The 19,221-nt window shown below is 74.5% G+C and carries 17 protein-coding genes; 10 read left to right on the forward strand and 7 right to left on the reverse strand.

Annotated features, from left to right (window positions below; translation table 11 throughout):
• The first annotated feature begins 33 nt into the window (after positions 1–33).
• The 5 genes from ACFXMG_RS13285 to ACFXMG_RS13305 are packed head-to-tail and all read left to right on the forward strand — an operon-like array spanning position 34 to position 5,578.
• Positions 34–888, forward strand: a complete 855-nt coding sequence (locus tag ACFXMG_RS13285; RefSeq protein ID WP_383828512.1) for an enoyl-CoA hydratase — start codon at positions 34–36, stop codon at positions 886–888.
• Positions 888–2,057, forward strand: a complete 1,170-nt coding sequence (locus ACFXMG_RS13290; protein ID WP_383828514.1) for an acyl-CoA dehydrogenase family protein — start codon at positions 888–890, stop codon at positions 2,055–2,057. Before ACFXMG_RS13285 ends, ACFXMG_RS13290 begins: the two co-directional genes overlap by 1 nt.
• Positions 2,057–3,049, forward strand: coding sequence for an acyl-CoA dehydrogenase family protein (locus ACFXMG_RS13295; protein ID WP_383828516.1), 993 nt, complete (start codon positions 2,057–2,059; stop codon positions 3,047–3,049). The genes ACFXMG_RS13290 and ACFXMG_RS13295 overlap by 1 nt, the downstream gene beginning before the upstream one ends.
• A 28-nt stretch (positions 3,050–3,077) precedes the next feature.
• The gene (locus tag ACFXMG_RS13300) at positions 3,078–4,469 is read left to right on the forward strand and encodes an MFS transporter (RefSeq protein ID WP_383828518.1); all 1,392 of its coding nucleotides are present in this window, start codon (positions 3,078–3,080) and stop codon (positions 4,467–4,469) included.
• The gene (locus ACFXMG_RS13305) at positions 4,466–5,578 is read left to right on the forward strand and encodes an acyl-CoA dehydrogenase family protein (RefSeq protein ID WP_383828520.1); all 1,113 of its coding nucleotides are present in this window, start codon (positions 4,466–4,468) and stop codon (positions 5,576–5,578) included. The genes ACFXMG_RS13300 and ACFXMG_RS13305 overlap by 4 nt, the downstream gene beginning before the upstream one ends.
• Here the strand turns inward: ACFXMG_RS13305 and ACFXMG_RS13310 are convergent.
• The 5 genes from ACFXMG_RS13310 to ACFXMG_RS13330 all read right to left on the reverse strand — a co-directional run bounded on the left by ACFXMG_RS13310 (position 5,568) and on the right by ACFXMG_RS13330 (position 10,757).
• Positions 5,568–6,224 carry a hypothetical protein gene (locus tag ACFXMG_RS13310; protein ID WP_383828522.1) on the reverse strand — a complete coding sequence of 219 codons (657 nt, stop codon included), beginning with the start codon at positions 6,222–6,224 and terminating at the stop codon, positions 5,568–5,570. The genes ACFXMG_RS13305 and ACFXMG_RS13310 overlap by 11 nt on opposite strands.
• A gap of 78 nt (positions 6,225–6,302) precedes the next feature.
• Positions 6,303–7,301, reverse strand: coding sequence for a type I glyceraldehyde-3-phosphate dehydrogenase (gene gap, locus ACFXMG_RS13315; RefSeq protein WP_383828524.1), 999 nt, complete (start codon positions 7,299–7,301; stop codon positions 6,303–6,305).
• 126 nt (positions 7,302–7,427) lie between these two features.
• Positions 7,428–8,384 carry a GlxA family transcriptional regulator gene (locus ACFXMG_RS13320; RefSeq protein ID WP_383828526.1) on the reverse strand — a complete coding sequence of 319 codons (957 nt, stop codon included), beginning with the start codon at positions 8,382–8,384 and terminating at the stop codon, positions 7,428–7,430.
• A gap of 64 nt (positions 8,385–8,448) precedes the next feature.
• On the reverse strand, positions 8,449–9,489 hold the full coding sequence (locus ACFXMG_RS13325; RefSeq protein ID WP_383828528.1) for an NAD(P)-dependent alcohol dehydrogenase: 1,041 nt from the start codon (positions 9,487–9,489) through the stop codon (positions 8,449–8,451).
• 167 nt (positions 9,490–9,656) lie between these two features.
• The gene (locus tag ACFXMG_RS13330) at positions 9,657–10,757 is read right to left on the reverse strand and encodes a C45 family autoproteolytic acyltransferase/hydolase (RefSeq protein ID WP_383828530.1); all 1,101 of its coding nucleotides are present in this window, start codon (positions 10,755–10,757) and stop codon (positions 9,657–9,659) included.
• Positions 10,758–10,955: 198 nt separating this feature from the next.
• Between ACFXMG_RS13330 and ACFXMG_RS13335 the strand changes: the two genes are divergently transcribed.
• Positions 10,956–13,061 carry a hypothetical protein gene (locus ACFXMG_RS13335; protein ID WP_383828532.1) on the forward strand — a complete coding sequence of 702 codons (2,106 nt, stop codon included), beginning with the start codon at positions 10,956–10,958 and terminating at the stop codon, positions 13,059–13,061.
• A 27-nt stretch (positions 13,062–13,088) separates the two neighbouring features.
• Here ACFXMG_RS13335 and ACFXMG_RS13340 read toward each other — a convergent pair whose 3' ends face one another.
• Positions 13,089–13,502, reverse strand: a complete 414-nt coding sequence (locus tag ACFXMG_RS13340; RefSeq protein WP_383828534.1) for a Fur family transcriptional regulator — start codon at positions 13,500–13,502, stop codon at positions 13,089–13,091.
• 265 nt (positions 13,503–13,767) lie between these two features.
• Here ACFXMG_RS13340 and katG point away from each other — a divergent pair, with 265 nt between their 5' ends.
• The 4 genes from katG (at position 13,768) to ACFXMG_RS13360 (ending at position 18,343) form a co-directional block, all read left to right on the forward strand.
• Positions 13,768–15,987: a catalase/peroxidase HPI gene (gene katG / locus ACFXMG_RS13345; protein WP_383828536.1), complete on the forward strand. Its 2,220-nt coding sequence runs from the start codon at positions 13,768–13,770 to the stop codon at positions 15,985–15,987.
• Between the two features lie 161 nt (positions 15,988–16,148).
• Positions 16,149–16,856 (forward strand): response regulator transcription factor, encoded by a 708-nt coding sequence (locus ACFXMG_RS13350; protein ID WP_383817850.1) that lies wholly within the window; start codon positions 16,149–16,151, stop codon positions 16,854–16,856.
• 160 nt (positions 16,857–17,016) lie between these two features.
• The gene (locus ACFXMG_RS13355) at positions 17,017–18,072 is read left to right on the forward strand and encodes a glycosyltransferase (protein WP_383817852.1); all 1,056 of its coding nucleotides are present in this window, start codon (positions 17,017–17,019) and stop codon (positions 18,070–18,072) included.
• Between the two features lie 79 nt (positions 18,073–18,151).
• Entirely contained in the window at positions 18,152–18,343 is a 192-nt protein-coding gene (locus tag ACFXMG_RS13360) for a hypothetical protein (RefSeq protein WP_383817854.1), read from the forward strand.
• Between the two features lie 14 nt (positions 18,344–18,357).
• Here ACFXMG_RS13360 and ACFXMG_RS13365 read toward each other — a convergent pair whose 3' ends face one another.
• Complete coding sequence (locus tag ACFXMG_RS13365; RefSeq protein WP_383817855.1) at positions 18,358–19,203, reverse strand: SDR family NAD(P)-dependent oxidoreductase; 846 nt, start codon at positions 19,201–19,203, stop codon at positions 18,358–18,360.
• Positions 19,204–19,221: the final 18 nt, after the last annotated feature.

The raw sequence follows: 19,221 nt of genomic DNA on the forward strand, positions 1-19,221 counted from the left end.
ACCTACCAAACACTTGTTAGGGAAGGAGGGCGGATGTCCGCTGCCCGCACCACGTCCGAGCCCGTCCGCTACGAACGGCGCGGCCCCGTCGCCGTCGTCACCATGGACCGGCCCGAGTACCGCAACGCCCAGAACTCCGCGATGACCTACGCCCTCGACCGCGCCTTCTACCGCGCGGCCGACGACACCGAGGTCAAGGTCGTCGTCCTCGCCGGGGCCGGGGAGCACTTCTCCGCCGGCCACGACATCGGCACCCCCGAACGCGACGCGCACCTGCCCTTCGAGCGGCGCGCCGGCCTCTGGTGGGACCACTCGGACAAGGAGGGCGCGGAGAGCCGCTTCGCCCGCGAGTCCGAGGTCTACCTGGGCATGTGCCGCCGCTGGCGCGAACTGCCCAAGCCGGTCGTCGCGTCCGTGCAGGGCGCCTGCGTCGCCGGCGGTCTGATGCTCGCCTGGATCTGCGACCTGATCGTCGCCTCCGAGGACGCCTTCTTCGCCGACCCGGTGGTCCGCATGGGCATCCCCGGCGTCGAGTACTTCGCCCATCCCTGGGTGATGCCGCCCAGGATCGCCAAGGAGTTCCTCTACACCGGCGACCGGATGAGCGCCCGCCGCGCCCACGAGGTCGGCATGGTCAACCGCGTCGTCCCCCGCGCCGAACTCCAGGACCGGACCATGGAGTTGGCGCACCGGATCGCCGAGATGCCCCGCATGGGCCTCGCGCTCACCAAGCGCGCCGTCAACCAGGCCGAGGACCTCCAGGGCCTGCACACCGGCATGGACTCCGTCTTCGGACTGCACCACCTCGCGCACGCGCACAACGCCGAGACCGCCCGCGACGCGCTCGGCGGCATGGACATCCACGCGATGAAGGCGGCGGGAGCCTGATGGACCTCGACTTCTCACCGGCCGACGAAGCCTTCAGGGCCGAGGCCCGCGCCTGGCTCGCCGCCCATGTGCCCGCCACCCCCCTGCCCTCCCTGGAGACCGCCGAGGGCTTCGCCGCCCACCGCGCCTGGGAGGCCGAACTCTCCGCCGACCGCTGGTCGGTGGTCTCCTGGCCCGAGGAGTACGGCGGCCGGGGCTCCTCCGTCCTGCGCTGGCTGGTCTTCGAGGAGGAGTACTACGCCGCCGGCGCGCCCGGCCGGGTCGCCCAGAACGGCATCAACCTGCTCGCCCCGACCCTCTTCGAGCACGGCACCGACGAGCAGCGCGCCCGGATCCTGCCCTCCATGGCGTCCGGCGAGGTCATCTGGGCGCAGGCGTGGTCCGAGCCCGAGTCCGGCTCCGACCTCGCAAGCCTGCGCTCCACCGCCGTCCGCACCGACGGCGGCTGGCTGCTCAGCGGCCAGAAGACCTGGTCGTCCCGGGCCGCCTTCGCCGACCGCGCCTTCGGCCTCTTCCGCAGCGACCCGGGCGCGGACCGGCCGCACCGGGGACTGACGTACCTGATGTTCCCGCTCGACGCGGAGGGCGTGACCGTACGGCCCGTCGGGCGGCTCGACGGCAAGCCCGCCTTCGCCGAACTCTTCCTCGACGACGTGTTCGTCCCCGACGAGGACGTCATCGGCGCCCCCGGCGACGGCTGGCGGGTCGCGATGAGCACGGCGGGCAACGAGCGCGGGCTGACCCTGCGCAGCCCCGGCCGGTTCTCCGCCGCCGCCGACCGGCTCGCCGCGCTGTGGGAGGAGCGGGCCGACCCGTCCGACACCGCCGTGCGCGACCGCGTCGCCGACGCCGTCATCGGCGCGAACGCCTACCGCCTGTTCACCTACGCCAACGCCTCCCGGCTCGCCGCCGGCGCCTCGATCGGCGCCGAGTCCAGCCTCAACAAGGTCTTCTGGTCCGAGCTCGACATCGCCCTACACGAGACCGCCCTCGACCTCCTCGGGCCGTACGGCGAACTCTCCGACGAGGCCCCCGACGCGCCCGCGCACGGCGGCTGGGCCGAGGGCCACACCTTCTCCCTGGCCGGACCGATCTACGCCGGGACCAACGAGATCCAGCGCGACATCATCGCCGAGCGGCTGCTCGGCCTGCCGAAGGGACGCCGGTGATGCGGTTCCTGCTCGACGACGAACAGCGGGAGTTCGCCCGCACCCTGGACGCGATGCTGTCGGCGGCCGACACGCCCCGGGCCGTACGCGCCTGGGCGGCCGGCGACCACGCGCCCGGGCTCGCCCTCTGGTCCCGGCTCGCGGAGGCGGGCGTCCTCGCGCTGGCCGTGCCGGAGTCGCACGAGGGGCTCGGGCCGCTGCCGGTGGAACTGGCCGTGGCCTTCACCGAACTGGGCCGGCACGCCGTCCCCGGTCCGCTGGTCGAGACGGTCGCCGCGGCGGCCCTCCTCGACCGGCTCGGCGACGGCGCCGACGGCGCGGCCGCCGCGTGGCTGCCCCGGATCGCCGCCGGAAAGGCCACCGTCTCGCTGAGCGTCCCCGCGCTCACCGGCCCCTACGCGCTGGACGCGGACATGGCCGACGCCGTGCTCGTCGTCGAGGACGACACCCTGCGCCTCGCCGACTCCACCGGCCCCGTCCAGCCCTCGGCCGACCCCGCGCGCCGGCTGTCCCGCCCCGCCGGCGGCACCGTCCTGGCCCGCGGCCCCGAGGTGGCCGCCGCGACCGCGTACGCCACCGAGGTCGCCGCCCTCGCGACCGCCGCCCAGTCCCTGGGCCTGGGCCGGGCCCTGCTCGACCGGACGGTCGCCTACGTCAAGCAGCGCACCCAGTTCGGCGTCCCCATCGGCTCGTTCCAGGCCGTGAAGCACCGCCTGGCCGACACCCTGATCGCCCTGGAGTTCGCCCAGCCCCTGCTGCACGCCGCCGCCCTGGCCCTGGCCGAGCGCGGCTCGGCGCCCCAGGAGATCGCCGCCGCCAAGGTCACCGCGGGCGAGGCCGCCCACACCGCCGCCCGCACCGCCCTCCAGCTGCACGGAGCCGTCGGCTACACCGAGGAGCTGGACCTCTCCCTGTGGATCCGCAAGGCACGCCCGCTCCGCGACGCCTGGGGCACCCCCGCCGCCTGCCGCGCCCGCGTCCTCGCCTCCTGACCCCCTCCCCACCGCACCAGGGAGCACCATGTCCGCCGCACCGTCCCCGCAGACCCCCGAAAGAGCGCCCGACCCGGCGCTGCTGCGCCGGGTCGCGCTGTCGAGCCTGCTCGGCACCGTCATCGAGTACTACGACTTCCTGCTGTACGGCACGATGGCGGCGCTCGCCTTCGGCCCGCTGTTCTTCCCCGGCGACGACCCGCTCACCGGCACCATCGCCGCCTTCGGGACCCTGGCCGCCGGCTATGTGGCCCGGCCGCTCGGCGGCGCCGTCTTCGGCCACTTCGGCGACCGGCTCGGCCGCAAGTCCATGCTCGTCCTGACGATGGTCCTGATGGGCCTGGCCAGCTTCCTCATCGGCGTGCTGCCGACGTACGGGACGATCGGCGTCGCCGCGCCGGTCCTCCTGGTGTTCTTCCGCGTCGTGCAGGGCCTCGCCATCGGCGGCGAGTGGGCGGGCGCGACCCTCATGGTCGTGGAGCACGCCGACCCCCGCCGGCGCGGCCTGTGGAGCGGTCTGATGCAGATGGGCTCCCCGCTCGGCTTCCTGCTCTCCACCGTCGCCGTCACCCTGGTCTCCCTGCTCCCCCGCGACGCCTTCCTGGAGTGGGGCTGGCGCCTGCCGTTCCTGTTCAGCGCCGTACTCCTCGCCGTCGGCCTGTACGTGCGCCTCTCCGTGACCGAGAGCCCGCTCTTCCAGGAGTCGGCCCGCGAGGCCCGCGCCGGGGCGAAGTCCGCAGTCCCCCTGGCGCAGGTGCTGCGCAGGCCCCGTACCCTCGTGCTCGCCTGCGGCGTGGGCATCGGCCCCTTCGCCCTGACCGCGCTGATCAGCACGTACATGCTCACGTACGCCACCGGCATCGGGTACGCGACCTCGGAGGTGATGACCGGTCTCGTCTTCACCTCGCTCGCCGGGCTCGTCTCCATCCCCCTGTTCTCCGCGCTCTCCGACCGCGTCGGACGCCGGGCCGTCGTGCTCGGCGGAGCCGCGGGCGTCGTCGTGCTGGCCTTCCCGGTCTACGCCCTCGTCGACACGGAGGTGCCCGCGCTGCTGATCGTCGGCATGGTCCTCGGGCAGGTCGTGCAGTCCGCGATGTACGCGCCCCTGGGGCCGCTGCTCTCGGAGCTGTTCGGCACCCGCGTCCGCTACACCGCGGCCTCGCTCGGCTACCAGCTGGCCGCCCTCATCGGCGGCGGGTTCACCCCGCTGCTCGCCGGCGGTGTGCTCGCGGACCTCGGCGGCAGCGGGCCCCTCGCCGTGCTCGCCGTCGCCTGCGGTCTGGTGACCGCGCTGGCCGTGTGGCGCACGGCCGAGACCCGGGGCCGGGACCTCTCGCAGGAGGACCCCGACTCCCCCACCAGCACCACCACACCCACCGCACCGACCACGCCCACCGTCGAGAAGGGAGCAGAGGCATGAGGTTCACCGACGAGCAGGAGGAACTGCGCACCGCCGTGCGGTCGTTGCTCCGGCGCCACCCCGGAGAGGCGGCCTGGCGTCCGCTGGCCGAACAGATCGGCGTCGCGGGGCTCGCCGTCCCCGAGGAGTACGGCGGCGCGGGCTGCGGGGCGCTGGAGGTCCATGTCGTCATGGAGGAGCTGGGGCGGGAGCTGAGCCCCGTCCCGTACCTCGGCTCCGCCGTCCTCGCGGTGCAGACGCTGCTGGCCGCCGGCGCGGCGGAGGAGTACGCCGCACTGCTGGCGGAGCTCGTCTCGGGCGGGTCGACGGCGGCCCTCGCCTGGGCCGAGGCCGGCTCCTGGGATCCGGAGGCGGTACGGGCCGAGGCCGTCCCCGGGCCCGGCGGCGGCTGGCTGCTCACCGGGGTGAAGGAGCACGTCCTCGACGGGGCGACCGCCGGGACGCTGCTCGTCGCCGCGCGGACGGCCGCCGGGGTGTCGCTCTTCGCCGTGCCCGGCGACGCGGCGGGGGTCGGCCGCGAGGAGACCGTCCCGATGGACGCGACCCGGGCGCAGGCGCGGGTGGTGCTCTCCGGGGCGGAGGGCCGGCTGGTCGGCGCGGACGGCGACGGCGGCCGGGTGCTGCGGCACGTCCTCGACCTGGCCTGCGCGGCGCTCGCCGCCGAGCAGGTCGGCGCCGCCTCGCGCTGCCTGGAGCTGACGGTGGCGTACGCCGGGGAGCGGGTGCAGTTCGGGCGCCCGATCGGCTCCTTCCAGGCGGTGAAGCACCGGCTCGCGGACGCCTACGTACGCGTCGAGTCGGCCCGCTCCGCCGCGCTGGGCGCCGCCTTCGCCGCGGCGGACGGCACGCGCGGCGAGGAGCTGACCCGGCTCGCGGCCACCGCCAAGTCGGTCTGCTCCGAGGCGTTCTCCGAGGTGGCGGGCGAGATGATCCAGCTGCACGGCGGGATCGGCATCACCTGGGAGCACGACGCCCACCGCTACTTCAAGCGGGCGCACGGCGCGGCCCGCCTCTTCGGCCCGCCCCACTGGCACCGCTCCCGCCTGGCCACCACCCTCGGCCTGCCCGCCCCGGCCCTCACCCCTCACTCCCTCCCCGTCAGCCGTTGATGGAGAAGAAGATGGTGTCGTGGGTGTACCAGTCGTATCCGCGCGCCTTGGTGGACTCCCACTCCTCGTGCTCGAACTCCAGCTTCTCGATGAGGAGATCGAGGTCGTAGACGAAGTCCGGGTCGATCCTGTCCCGGACCGCGCGGTACGCGTCGACGGCCGGCTTGGCCTGGGCGAGCGGCAGCATCCCGATGTCGGGGCCGTCGATGGCGTACGGCACGTAGAAGGGGATCTCGTCCGGCGGGCCGGAGAAGAGGTAGCCGTGCGGCAGCAGGTCGGCGGGCACGCCGTGCTGCTTCAACTGCTCGTCGAGGAGGCCGAAGAAGGTGCTGGGCTTGGAGTAGACGCCCAGGTCGGAGGGGTCGGATCCGCAGTAGTCGATGATGTGCTGGAGGGCCCTGGCGTACGCCTTGCCCGCGTACGTCCCCTCCGCGTCGGCGCGGCCCTCGATCAGGTGCTCCAGCGCCTCGGGGACGGAGAGACCCCAGTCGATGTCCTGGTGCTCCAGGTCGCGCTGGCTGGCCTGGGCCCGCTCGCGCATCATGCCGAGCACGCGCCGCTGCTCGTCGGTGAGGCGCTCGGCCGCGCCGAGGTAGGCGACGGCCTCGGCGCGGTCGCCGGTGGTGTACGAAATGATTCGGCTCATGATCGGCATGCTGTCACGCGGCACTGACAACGCCCCCTCGGCCGAAGCCGAGGGGGCGTCGCGGGCGGTGACGCCGGATCAGCTCGCGGCGAGCATCTCCAGGGTGTCGATGACGCGGTTCGAGAAGCCCCACTCGTTGTCGTACCAGGCGACGACCTTGACGTGGCGGCCGTCGACCCGGGTGAGGGCCGCGTCGAAGATGGAGGAGTGCGGGTTGCCCGTGATGTCGGAGGAGACCAGCTCGTCCTCCGAGTACTCCAGGACGCCGGCGAGCTTGCCCTCGGCCGCCGTGCGGTAGGCGTCGAGGATCTGCTCGCGGGTGACCTCGCGGGAGACGGTCGTGTTGAGCTCGACGATCGAGCCGACCGGCACGGGCACGCGGATCGAGTCGCCGGCGAGCTTGCCGTCCAGCTGCGGCAGGACGAGGCCGATGGCCTTGGCCGCGCCGGTGCTGGTCGGGACGATGTTGACCGCGGCGTTGCGGGCGCGGCGGGCGTCGCGGTGCGGGCCGTCCTGGAGGTTCTGCTCCTGGGTGTAGGCGTGCACGGTCGTCATGAAGCCGTGCTCGATGCCGGCCAGCTCGTCGAGGACGGCGGCCAGCGGCGCGAGCGCGTTGGTGGTGCAGGAGGCGTTCGAGACGATCGTGTGCAGCTCGGCGTCGTACGTGTCGCTGTTCACGCCGTAGGCGAGGGTGATGTCGGCACCGTCGGAGGGGGCGCTGACCAGGACGCGCTTGGCGCCGGCGTCCAGGTGGAGGCGGGCGTCCTTGGCGTTGGTGAAGCGGCCGGTGGCCTCCAGGACGATGTCGACGCCCAGCTCGGCCCAGGGGAGGTTGGCCGGCTCGCGCTCGGCGAGGACCTTGATGCGGCGGCCGTCCACGACGAGCGTGTCGCCGTCGACGGTGACCGGGCGGCCGAGGCGGCCGGAGGTGGAGTCGAAGGCGAGGAGACGGGCGAGCGCCTTCGGCTCGGTGAGGTCGTTGACGGCGACGACCTCCAGCGTGGTGTCGCGCTCCAGCAGGGCGCGGAGCACGTTGCGGCCGATGCGACCGAAACCGTTGATGGCGATGCGAGTCATGATGCGGTGTCCCTTCCGTTTCTTCGTCACCCAGCCTCGCCCGCCGGGGCGTCTCGTGGCAGGGGCGAGATCGCCATGGTCCGCAAGGATCGTGCCAAGATCTGGCCAGGCCGCCCGGAAGGGGGGTCAGTCGCCCTGGGTGAAGGTGCGCCGGTAGTCGCTCGGGGTGGTGCCGAGGATGCGCTGGAAGTGCATCCGCAGGTTGGCGCCGGTGCCGAGGCCGGTGTCGGCGGCGATCTGTTCGACGCCCCGCTCGGAGCGTTCGAGGAGCTCCCGCGCGCGGTCGACGCGGGCGCGCAGCAGCCACTGCATGGGGGTGTAGCCGGTCTCCTCGACGAAGCGGCGGGAGAAGGTGCGGGGCGAGACGGCGGCATGGCGGGCGAGGACGTCCAGGGTGAGGGGTTCGTCGAGGTGGTGCAGGACCCATTCGCGGGTGGCGGCGAAGCGCTCGCCGTGGGGTTCGGGGACGCTGCGCGGCACGTACTGCGCCTGGCCGCCGCTGCGGTAGGGGGCGGCGACGAGCCGGCGGGCGGCGTGGTTGGCGGCACCGACGCCGAGGTCGCCGCGGAGGATGTGCAGGCAGAGGTCGATGCCGGAGGCGGCGCCGGCGGAGGTGAGGACGCTGCCCTCGTCGACGAAGAGGACGTTCTCGTCGACCTGGACCAGGGGCCGCTTCTCGGCGAGGGCACGCGCGTAGTGCCAGTGGGTGGTGGCCCGCCGGCCGTCGAGGAGGCCGGTGGCGGCGAGGGCGAAGGCGCCGGTGGAGATGGCGGCCAGGCGTGCCCCGCGCGCGTGGGCGGCGATCAGCGCCTCGACGACGGCGGGCGGCGGGTCCTCGCGGTCGGGGAAGCGGTAGCCGGGGACGAAGACGATGTCGGCCCAGGCGAGGGCGTCGAGTCCGTGGGCGACGTTGTACGACAGCCCGTCGCCGCCGGTGACGAGGCCGGGGGTGGCGCCGCAGACGCGCACCTCGTAGGGCATGCTCGCGCGGGTCGTGAAGACCTGGGCGGGGATGCCGACGTCGAGGGGTTTGGCGCCTTCGAGGACGAGGACGGCGACGCGGTACAGACGGGTGGGTGGCACGTCACGAGCCTACGCGGCGCGGGTGGCCGGGCCGTCGGCCCGGCCACGCGCGCGTGGGGCGGGGTCAGCCGTTCGGGAGGATGACCGCGCGGCCGTTGATCCGGCCGGCGTGCAGCCGCTCGTACGCCTCGGGCGCCTCGTCCAGCGTGTACGTCTCGGTGTGGACGTCGACCGCGCCCGCGCGGGCCAGGTCGAGGACCTCGATGAGCTCGGCGCGGGTGCCCCAGTACGGGGAGGTGACGCTCACCTCGTACGGGAGGGCGCCGAAGCCGACGGGGAGGGTGCCGCCGCCGAGTCCGACGATGGTGACGTCGCCCTCGACGGCGGCCATGGCTCCGGCGGAGGCGGTGGTGGGCGGGGCGCCGACGAAGTCGAGGACGACCTCGGCGCCGCGCCCGTCGGTCAGTGCGCGGACGGTGGCGGCGGCGGAGGCGTCGGAGAGGACGGTCTCGTGGGCGCCGACGGTCCGCGCGAGGGCGAGCTTCTCCTCGGTGACGTCGAGGGCGACGACCCGGGCGGCGGTCATGGCGCGCAGCAGTTGGATGGCGACGTGGCCGAGACCGCCGGTGCCGATGACGACGGCGGTGGAGCCGGGGACGAGCTTCGGCAGCGAGCGCTTGATGGCGTGGTACGGGGTGAGGCCGGCGTCGGTCAGCGGAACGGTCTTCACCGGGTCGAGGCCGCCCAGCGGCACGAGGTGGCGGGGGCTGTCGACGACCATGTACTCGGCGATGGCGCCGGGGGCGCCGAGTCCGGGCGGGCGGATGCCGAGCTCGGCGGCGCGCAGGCAGTAGTTCTCCTTGCCCTGGGCGCACATGAAGCAGTTCCCGCAGCCCCAGGGGCCGTAGACGGCGACGGCGTCGCCCTCGGCGAAGCCGGTGACGCCGTCCCCGAGGGCCGCGACGGTGCCGACGCCCTCGTGGCCGAGGGTGAGGGGCAGCGGGAAGGGCAGTTGCTCGGCAGGCCAGCTCATCACGGCGATGTCGGAGTGGCAGACGCCGGCGGCGGTGACCTTGAGGAGGACCTGCCCGGGGCCAGGCTCCGGGTCGGGGACGGTGACGACTTCGGGGGCGGCACCCACGGTGCGGTACTGCAATGCCTTCATGGCGCTTTCCTTTCCGGCGTCGCTGGGGCGCCTCGGCCGCGGGACGGGAGGACACGCCTTCTCCAGGGTGCGGTCGGACCGGCGCACACGCGCGGTGGTTCCCGCCCGGCGGATATAGATGCAATCTACACCCACATGCCGGGCGGGCGTCGGGCCCCGGCGCCCGGTCAGGCGCGCAGCGTGTACCAGGGCCGGTCGGCGTGCTCGGCCGGCGTGCCGTCCAGGATCCGCGCGGTGCGGGCCGCCGGGTCGAGGAGGACGGTGGCGAGGCTGGCCCAGCGGCGGCCGAGCGGGGCCTCGGCGTCGGGCACGCAGGTCACGGGCGGCTCTCCGGGGCCGGTCACCAGGAGCCGCAGCAGGTCGTCGTGGGTGGCGCCGGGTGCGCGGCCGAGGCGGTCGCGGAGGAAGTCGTACCGCTCCCCGGAGTCGGGCTGGTAGAGCCAGGACTTCTCGCGGCGGGCGGGCACCGGGCTCAGGAAGTGGTTGGTGCGCAGATGGGTGGCGTCGGCGACGGGCGGCACCTCGAAGACGCCCTCGGGGCTGAGGTCGAGCAGGACGGCGCGCCGCTCGTCGAAGAGCAGGAAGGAGCCGGAGGAGGCGATCGGCGCGGAGCGGATCAGCTCGACGGCGTGGGCGGTGTCGCCGGCCTCCTCCAGGACGAGGGCGGCGAGCACGTGCACGGGGAGGCCGCCGACGCGGTCGTCCCGGTGGCCGAGGATGTTGAAGTGGAGGGCGAGACCGGCGCTGTTGACGCCGATCTTGCCGAGGATGCCGTGCTCGGTGAGGCCGACGTAGCGGTGGGCGCCGCCCGCGGAGTCGACGGTGTGCCAGGAGGAGCCGAGCTCGACGTGCCAGTCCCAGGTCTGGATGCCGAGGTGGGTGGTGCCGCCGCCGGGGGCGGGGACGCGGCGGACGACCGTGGAGCACTCGCCGGGCGGCACCGCGCGGCCGCGGGCGAGGATCTCGGTACGGGCGTTGAGCGCGGCGACCCGCCACAGGTCGGCGCCCGCCCCCTCGGCGATCCCCTCGATCTGCTCGCGCAGGGCGGGCCGGAAGGCGTCGACGGCGTCCAGGGCCCGGCGGGCGTCGTCCCGGACGGTCCCCTCGGGTATCTCCGCCAGGGCGAAGAGCCGGTCGTAGACGCCGAAGGCGGCGTGCAGCCCCTCGGCGAGCCCAGCCCCCCGCGCCCGCCCCCGTTCGCGCGGATCGGGGGCGTCGACGGCCACGTGGAGCCGGTTCTCGGGGCGGGGGAAGGCGGTGAGGGACATAGGCGGCTTCCTGGACGGGGTCGGGGCGGGGGCCGTATCGGACGCGGAACCTTTATTGAGCGTACGACCAATAAAAGCTGCGGCTCATCCAACAGCGCGAGCGCGCGACCGTCAAGCCCACCCCTCCCCCACCCCCGGACGACCCGTCAGGAGCCCTCCGCGACAGGGCTGTCAGTGGGCTGCGGCAGACTCGGGACCATGCTCACGGGGATCGACGACATCGACTGGACCACCCTTCAGCACGCCTACGGGGACGCCTCCGACGTGCCGGAGATGCTGCGCGGACTGCTCTCCGCCGACCCGGACGAGCGGGAGCGGGCCCTGGACGCCCTCCACGGCACGGTCCACCACCAGGGGGACATCCACGACAGCACGGTCGCCTGCCTCCCCTTCCTCTTCGAGATCGTCACCACCCCCGGCCCCGAGGGGCGCGGCGAGGTGGTCGAGCTGCTGCGGAGCATCCACGGCGACGGGCGCGACCCGGAGGAGATGGACTTCTGGTCGGACGACGACGAGGAGTACGAGGAGTGGTGCCGGCTCCTCGCACGCGCCGAGGCGGACGTGCGCTCCCGCGCCGGGAGCCTGCTCCCCCTCCTCGCCGACCCCGACCCGGGGGTGCGCCGGGCCGTGCCGGGCGCGCTGGCGCAGCTGCTCCCGGACCCGCCGGTCGTGCTGACGGCCCTGGCCGGACGGCTGACGGCCGAGACCGACGAGGCCGTGCTCCGCGCGGTGGCCGCCGCCCTCGGCGACCTCGGGGTCCGCGAGGCCCTGCTCGCCGGGGCGGCCGCGGACGCCCTGGTCCCCCTGCTCGACCGGCCCGGCGGCGGGCTCCCCCTCGCCGCGCTCACCGCCCTCGCGCGCTGCGCCCCGGACCGCCTCCCCGAGCCCGGCGCCACCGCGCGGCTCGCGCGGGCGGAGCTGCGTACGGCCGTCGAGGGGGCGCCCGACGCCGAGCAGGCGGCCGAACCGGCGGCGGCCGGGACCACGGACACGATGATCGGATACCTGCGCCGGCTCCGCGCGCGGCACACGGCGGGCGCGCGGGCCCCCTGGGCGACCGACCTCCTCGGCGAGCTGCACCGCGCGCTGGGCGACCGGATCGAGGAGCGGTTCGCGCTCGTCACCGGCCAGTTGGGCAGCCCCGAGCGCGGACAGCGCCGCGCGGCGGTCGACATGGCGGGCGCTCTGCTCACCGGCTGGCGCGGGCCGCACGCCGAGCCCGTACGGCTCCTGGGCGAGCTGGCGCTCCGGTCCGACCCCGTCCTGGCGCGCGAGGCGGCGGGCGAGCTGCGCTGGCTCGCCGTCGTCGGGGCGCCCGCGGCCGACGCCCTGGCCGAGCGCGTGGCGCGCGGACCGGGGCTGCCGCCGCAGGCACGCTGGCACGAGACGAGCTACGGGGCGGCGCTCTGCGCGCTGGCCGCACAGGGTGACCGGCGGGCCGTACCGGGCCTGGCCGAGGTCCTACGGTACGGGCACGTGCCCGAGGACCTGCCCGTGTGGCTGGAGCGCATGGACCCGGAGACGGCGGCGCGCCTCGCACCCGCCCTGACGGCACGGCTGGAGTCGATGATCGGCGCCGGGCGGAGCGCGTTCGCCGAGGCACTCCTCGGCGCGGCGGCCGTGGCCGCCCCGGACGCGGCGGCGACGGCCGCGCTCGGCTACCTCAGGCTGGACGGCAAGGCGCGGCAGCGCGCCGGGGGCCCGGCGCTGCGCACCCTGGCCCGGGTGGGCGACGCGGCGGCCCCCGCGCTCCCGCTGCTCCTGCGGCTCCACTCGGACGGGAGCGGCGAAGCCGGAGGCCCCACGATGGCGGAGGCCCTGCGGGCGGCGGGCGGCCCCGGGCAGACCGGACGCCTCCTGGAACTGCTCGGCGCGGGGCTGGCCGCCGAGCGGTGGTCCGACCGGCACGAGACCCTGCACGCGCTCGCGCGCGTGGGGCCCGCCGCGGCCCCGCTCCTGCCCGCGCTGCGCGGCCTCGCCGCCCGGCCCGAGGAGCACGGCGGCTGGCTGGCGGGATCGCTCGCGCACGCCCTGTGGCGGGTGGGCGGGGACCCCGAGGAGACCCTGCCCACGACCCTGCGGGGCTGGGAGCAGCACCGGGCCAACCGCCCGGACATGGCGGAGATCTGGGCCGGCATGGGAGCGGCCGCCGGCCCCGCCCTCCCCCTCCTGCGCGTGGAGCTGGCCTCGCCCCGGCGCCATGAGAACGAGGGCGCCCAGCGGGGCCGGATGCGCTACCGGATCGAGGAGGACGAGCGGCTGCTCCGGCACGCCCGCGCGGTCCTCACCGCCCACGGAGCCTGACGCCCCCGCGCCGCCCGCGCCCGGGGGTCAGGCCGCGCAGGACGGGCAGCGCCCCCGGAAGGTGACGTCGGCCTTGGAGACGGTGAAGCCGTAGCGCTCGGAGTCGGGGAGCACGGCCAGCGGGTCGCCGGTGGGGCGGACGTCGCGGATCGTGCCGCACTCCGTGCAGACCAGGTGCTGGTGCGGGTGGTGGGCGTTGGGGTCGTAGCGCTTCGCGCGCCCGTCGGTGGAGAGCTCCACCACCTCGCCGAGGGAGACCAGTTCGCCCAGCGTGTTGTAGACGGTCGCCCGGGCGATCTCGGGAAGCCGCTCCACGGCACGGGCGTGCACCTCGTCCGCGGTGAGGTGCACGTGCTCGCCGTCGAGGACCTCCGCGACGACACGCCGCTGCGAGGTCATCCGCCAGCCTCGGGCGCGCAGTCTCTCCAGCAGGTCACTCATAGGGCCCACCCGTTCCTTCTCGGCGAAGACCCGGAGGCGCGGAGGGTCGCATCCCCCGGGCCCGGCGTCTCCACTTTGACGTCGTTCTTGACTTGGACTTCGTCCATTGTAGGATCAGTTTTGTTGATGGCCAAGGGACAGGAAGAGTCCGGTACGGCGGGAGACGAGGACGTGACGTGCCGCTTCCGGGGAACACCCCGGGCGGTACCACCGCGTCGGGTCTCCGTGTCCGCGACCTTCCCGCGCGTGTCCGGAAGGAATACCCATGTCTGAGAACCTCGATGCACCCGGCGGCGACGTGAAGGCCGAGGGAGCGGGCGGCTGCCCCGTCGCCCACGGGCGCGCCGTGCACCCCACCCAGGGCGGTGGCAACAGCCAGTGGTGGCCGAACCGGCTCAACCTGCGGATCCTGGCCAAGAACCCGGCCGTGGGCAACCCGCTCGGCGAGGACTTCGACTACGCCGAGGCGTTCAAGGCGCTCGACCTCGCCGCCGTGAAGCAGGACATCGCCGAGGTCCTCACCACCTCGCAGGACTGGTGGCCGGCCGACTTCGGCCACTACGGCCCCTTCATGATCCGCATGGCGTGGCACAGCGCGGGCACGTACCGCATCAGCGACGGCCGCGGCGGCGCCGGCGCCGGCCAGCAGCGCTTCGCCCCGCTCAACAGCTGGCCGGACAACGGCAACCTGGACAAGGCCCGCCGTCTGCTGTGGCCCGTGAAGAAGAAGTACGGCCAGGCCCTCTCCTGGGCCGACCTCATGATCCTCACCGGCAACGTGGCCCTGGAGTCGATGGGCTTCGAGACCTTCGGCTTCGCCGGCGGCCGCGAGGACGTGTGGGAGGCGGACGAGGACGTCTACTGGGGCCCCGAGACCACCTGGCTCGGCGACGAGCGCTACACCGGCGACCGCGAGCTGGAGGAGCCCCTCGGCGCCGTCCAGATGGGCCTCATCTACGTCAACCCCGAGGGCCCCAACGGCAACCCGGACCCGATCGCCGCGGCCCGCGACATCCGCGAGACCTTCCGCCGGATGGCGATGAACGACGAGGAGACCGTCGCCCTCATCGCCGGCGGCCACACCTTCGGCAAGGCGCACGGCGCCGGCCCGGCCGACAACGTCGGCGCGGACCCGGAGGCGGCCCCGATCGAGGCCCAGGGCTTCGGCTGGGCGAGCAGCTACCGCTCCGGCAAGGGCGCCGACGCCATCACCAGCGGTCTGGAGGTCACCTGGACCACCACGCCCGCCCAGTGGGGCCACGACTTCTTCAAGCACCTCTTCGAGTACGACTACGAGCTCTCGAAGAGCCCCGCGGGCGCGAACCAGTGGGTCGCCAAGGACGCCGAGGCGATCATCCCGGACGCGTACGACCCGGAGAAGAAGCACCTCCCGACCATGCTCACCACGGACCTGTCGCTCCGCTTCGACCCGGTCTACGAGCAGATCTCCCGCCGCTTCTACGAGCACCCCGAGCAGTTCGCCGACGCCTTCGCCCGCGCCTGGTACAAGCTCACCCACCGTGACATGGGCCCGGTCGTGCGCTACCTCGGCTCCGAGGTCCCGTCGGAGGAGCTCGTCTGGCAGGACCCGCTGCCGGCCCGTACGCAGGAGCCGGTCGACGCGGCGGACATCGCCTCCCTCAAGGAGCGGATCCTCGCCTCGGACCTGACGGTCGCCCAGCTGGTCGGCGCCGCCTGGGCCTCGGCGGCCTCCTTCCGCGGCAGCGACAAGCGCGGCGGCGCCAACGGCGGCCGCATCCGCCTGGAGCCGCAGCGCGGCTGGGCCGCCAACAACCCGGACGACCTCGCCCAGGTCCTGCGCGTCCTGGAGGGCGTCCAGGAGTCCTTCAACGCCGAGGGCGGCAAGCAGGTCTCCCTCGCCGACCTCGTCGTCCTCGCCGGCTCCGCGGCCGTCGAGAAGGCCGCGAAGGACGCCGGCCAGGCCGTCGAGGTGCCCTTCACCCCGGGCCGTGTGGACGCCTCCCAGGAGCAGACGGACATCGAGTCCTTCGCCGCCCTGGAGCCGCTCGCGGACGGCTTCCGCAACTTCCTCGGCAAGGGCGTCCGCCTCCCCGCCGAGTACCTGCTGGTCGACCGCGCCAACCTGCTCACGGTCAGCGCCCCCGAGCTGACGGTCCTCATCGGCGGCCTGCGCGTCCTGGGCATCACCCAGCCGCAGACCTCCCTCGGTGTCCTCACCGCCAACCCCGGCACGTTGACGAACGACTTCTTCGTCAACCTGCTCGACCTGGGCACCACCTGGTCGGCGACCTCCGGCGACGGCAACACCTTCGAGGGCCGCGACGACGCGACCGGCGAGGTCAAGTGGACCGGCTCCCGCGCCGACCTGGTCTTCGGCTCGAACTCCGAGCTCCGCGCCCTCGCCGAGGTCTACGCGAGCGACGACGCCAAGGAGAAGTTCGTGACGGACTTCGTCGCGGCCTGGACCAAGGTCATGGACCTGGACCGCTTCGACCTGCGCTGAGCACCGTCACCACCCCACCGGGGTCGGCCGCCGCGAGCGGCCCGGCCCCGGCACCCCGCGCCCCCGGGACCGCCCACGGTCCCGGGGGCGCACCCCTGTCCCGGCCGGGCCCCGCGCGGCGCCGAGCTGCCGTGATCGCGGACCGGGGATATCGTCCAGGCATGCAGTCGACCGCCGCCCGCCCCCTGCTCCTCTTCGCCCTGCGGGACGCGCGCGTGGTGGAGCTCGTCGGCGGGATGCTGCGGGACCAGGGGCACGAGGTCCTCCAGACCACCGACGGCCCCGCCACCCGGCGGGCCCTGCGCGAGCGCCGCCCGCAGGGCGTCCTGCTCAGTCTCGACCTGCCCCACTGCGACCCCTGGCAGCTGCTGACCGACCTCCGCGCCCACGACGACCGGCTGCCGATCGTCGTCGCCGCCCGCGTGTACGTGGAGATCGAGGCGGCCCGCGCGTACAGCCTCGGCGCCGACGACTACGTCACCTACTCGCTCTCCCGCGAGCAGGGCCTCCCCCGTCTCGCCGCCCGCTTCCGCCGCCTGCTGCCGCGCCCCGAGGCATCCTCCGCCGCTCCGGCGCCGGAGCGCGTCGCCGTCGACCGGGCCCGGCACACCGCGAGCGTGGGCGGCGCGCCCCTGGACCTCAGCCCGCTCGAATTCGACCTCCTCGCCACCCTGGCCGCCCGCCCGGAGCAGGTGCTGAGCCACGGGCAGCTGCTCCGCGAGGTGTGGGGCGAGCGCGAGGACGGCGACCCGAACCGGGTGAAATACACGGTCCTCCGGCTGCGCCGCAAGATCGCCGCCGCCACCGGAGGCCGTACCGGCATCTCCACCGTCCGGGGCATCGGCTACCGCTACCACCCCGTCGACTGACGCCCCGGCAGATCCGGGACCTTCGCCACCTCCGCCCCGGGCCGTCCGTCCTCCCGCGCCCGTTCGCAACCGAGCCGCACCTCCCGGGCACCCCTCCCGCAACCCGGCCGCGCCACCGTGGTGGACGAAAAGGGACGAACCCTTACGGGAGGAGAGCCCGATGCGTGTGGTGGCCGTGGTGCCCGCGCACAACGAGCAGGACCGCATCGTCGCCACGCTCACCGGTCTGTACCGGCAGAAGCGGGTGCCGGACCGGATCGTGGTGGTGGCCGACAACTGCACCGACCTGACAGCCGCGCTGGCGGACCGGTGCGGAGCCGAGGTGTTCGTGCCGGTGGACAACCGGGACAAGAAGGCGGGCGCCCTCAACCAGGCGCTGCCCGCCCTGCTCGACGAACTGGCCCCGGACGACCTGGTGCTGGTGCAGGACGCCGACACCGTCCTCAACCCCGACTTCGTGGCCTGCGCCGCCGAGACCCTCGCGGCGGACGAGAGCGTCGGCGCGGTCGGCGGGATCTTCTACGGCGAGGAGGGCGGCGGACTCCTCGGACTGCTCCAGCGCATGGAGTACGAGCGCTACGCCCTGGAGGTCCACCGCAAGGGGAACAAGGCCACGGTGCTGACCGGCACCGGCACCGTCTTCCGCGTCCATGTGCTGCGCGAGGTCCGCGCCGCCCGCCGGGACGGCCTGATCGGCGGCGGCGACGGCCACTACAGCCTGGCCTCGCTCACCGAGGACGACGAGATCACCAAGGCGGTCAAGACCCTGGGCCACCGCACGGTCTCCCCCGACGCCTGCTGGCTCGTCACCGAGGTGATGCCGACGCTGCCCAAGCTCTGGCACCAGCGGATGCGCTGGCAGCGCGGCGCGCTCGAGAACCTCCGCGACTACGGCCTGACCCGCGTGACCCTGCCCTACTTCGGGCAGCAGCTGATGCTGGGCCTCGGCGCCCTCGCCCTCTCGCTCTTCGTGCTCTTCACCGTCCTGGTGCTCGTCACCGCCGGCTGGCAGGGCTTCTCGCCGTTCTGGACGGCGATCACCCTCCTCTTCGTCCTGGAGCGGACCCTGACGGTCCGCCGGGCGGGCCGCCGGGCCGTGCTCCTCGCGCTGCCGCTCGTGCCCGAGCTGCTGTACGACGCGTTCCGGCAGCTGGTGTTCGTGCGCTCCCTCGTCGACCTGGCCCTGCGCCGCCAGGAGCGCTGGGTCGCCACCTGAGCGCGACCCGAGCGCCACCGGAGCGCCGCCGGGAAGCAGGCGGGCGGCGCGGAATCCGAAACCGGAGAAAGGAATCCCCATGTACGGAAAGCCCATCGGTGCCGGCGCGGTCGGCGGCGGAGGCGCCGGGCTCGCCGCCACCGGCGGCGGCCTGTCGCCGCTCGCCGTCCTCGGCCTCGTCGTGGCGGCGACCACCCTGATCGCCGCCGGACTCGCGCTGCGCAGCCTCGTCCCCGTCGTCCGCGGCACGGGACCCCGCCGCCGTCCCTGACCGCACGCCGGGCGTCAGGCGCCCGGCGTCCCCGCCCCGGCCCAGAGGTCCGTCAGCGCCATGAGGCGCCGGCGGGCCTCGGGGTCGTACGCCTGCTCGTGGGCGCGCGTGTCGGTGAACCGGTCGAAGTACCGTCCGGTGACCCCGGCCAGCTCCGGGTCGAGGACCAGGCGCACGGTGGGCCGGACGCCCTCCTCGACGCCGACGAGCGGGGTGAGGCCGTAGCTGCGGACGCCCGAGGTGTCCATGAGGTGGGCCGGGTGGAGGGCGTTGACGGTGACCCCGCTGCCGTCGAGCTCCTCGCCGAGGGCGAAGGTCGCCATGATCAGGGCCAGCTTGCTGCGACAGTACGCGCGCAGCCCCTCGTACCCCTGCTCGAACGCGAGGTCGTCGAAGTCGAGGGCCTCCTGCCCGACGGAGGCGACGTTGACGACGCGGGCCGGTGCCGAGGCGGTGAGCAGCGGCAGCAGACCGCGGGTGAGGGCGTAGGGGGCGAGGTGGTTGACGGCCAGGCGCAGTTCGTGGCCCTGGGCCGAGACCTCGCGTTCGAGCGGGCGGGCGCCGCCGCCCGCCACGGCGTTGTGGACGAGCGCGTCGAGGCGGGGTTCGGCGTCCGCGACCCGCCGGGCCAGGGCGGTGACCTGGTCGAGGTCGGAGAGGTCCGCGAGGTAGGTGCGGACCTCTCCGCCCCCGTCCAGGGCGCGCAGCTCGTCGGCGACGGCGGCCAGGCGGCCGGTATCGCGGCCGTGCAGCAGGACGGTGCCGCCGCGGGCGGCGAGGTCGAGGGCGATGCCCCGGCCGAGGCCCTGGGTGGCTCCGGTGACGAGGGTGGTGTGGTGGGGCGGAAGCAGGTCGGTCATGCGGACGATCATGACCGG

The organism is Streptomyces sp. NPDC059201 (assembly GCF_042754585.1).
Lineage (GTDB): Bacteria > Actinomycetota > Actinomycetes > Streptomycetales > Streptomycetaceae > Streptomyces.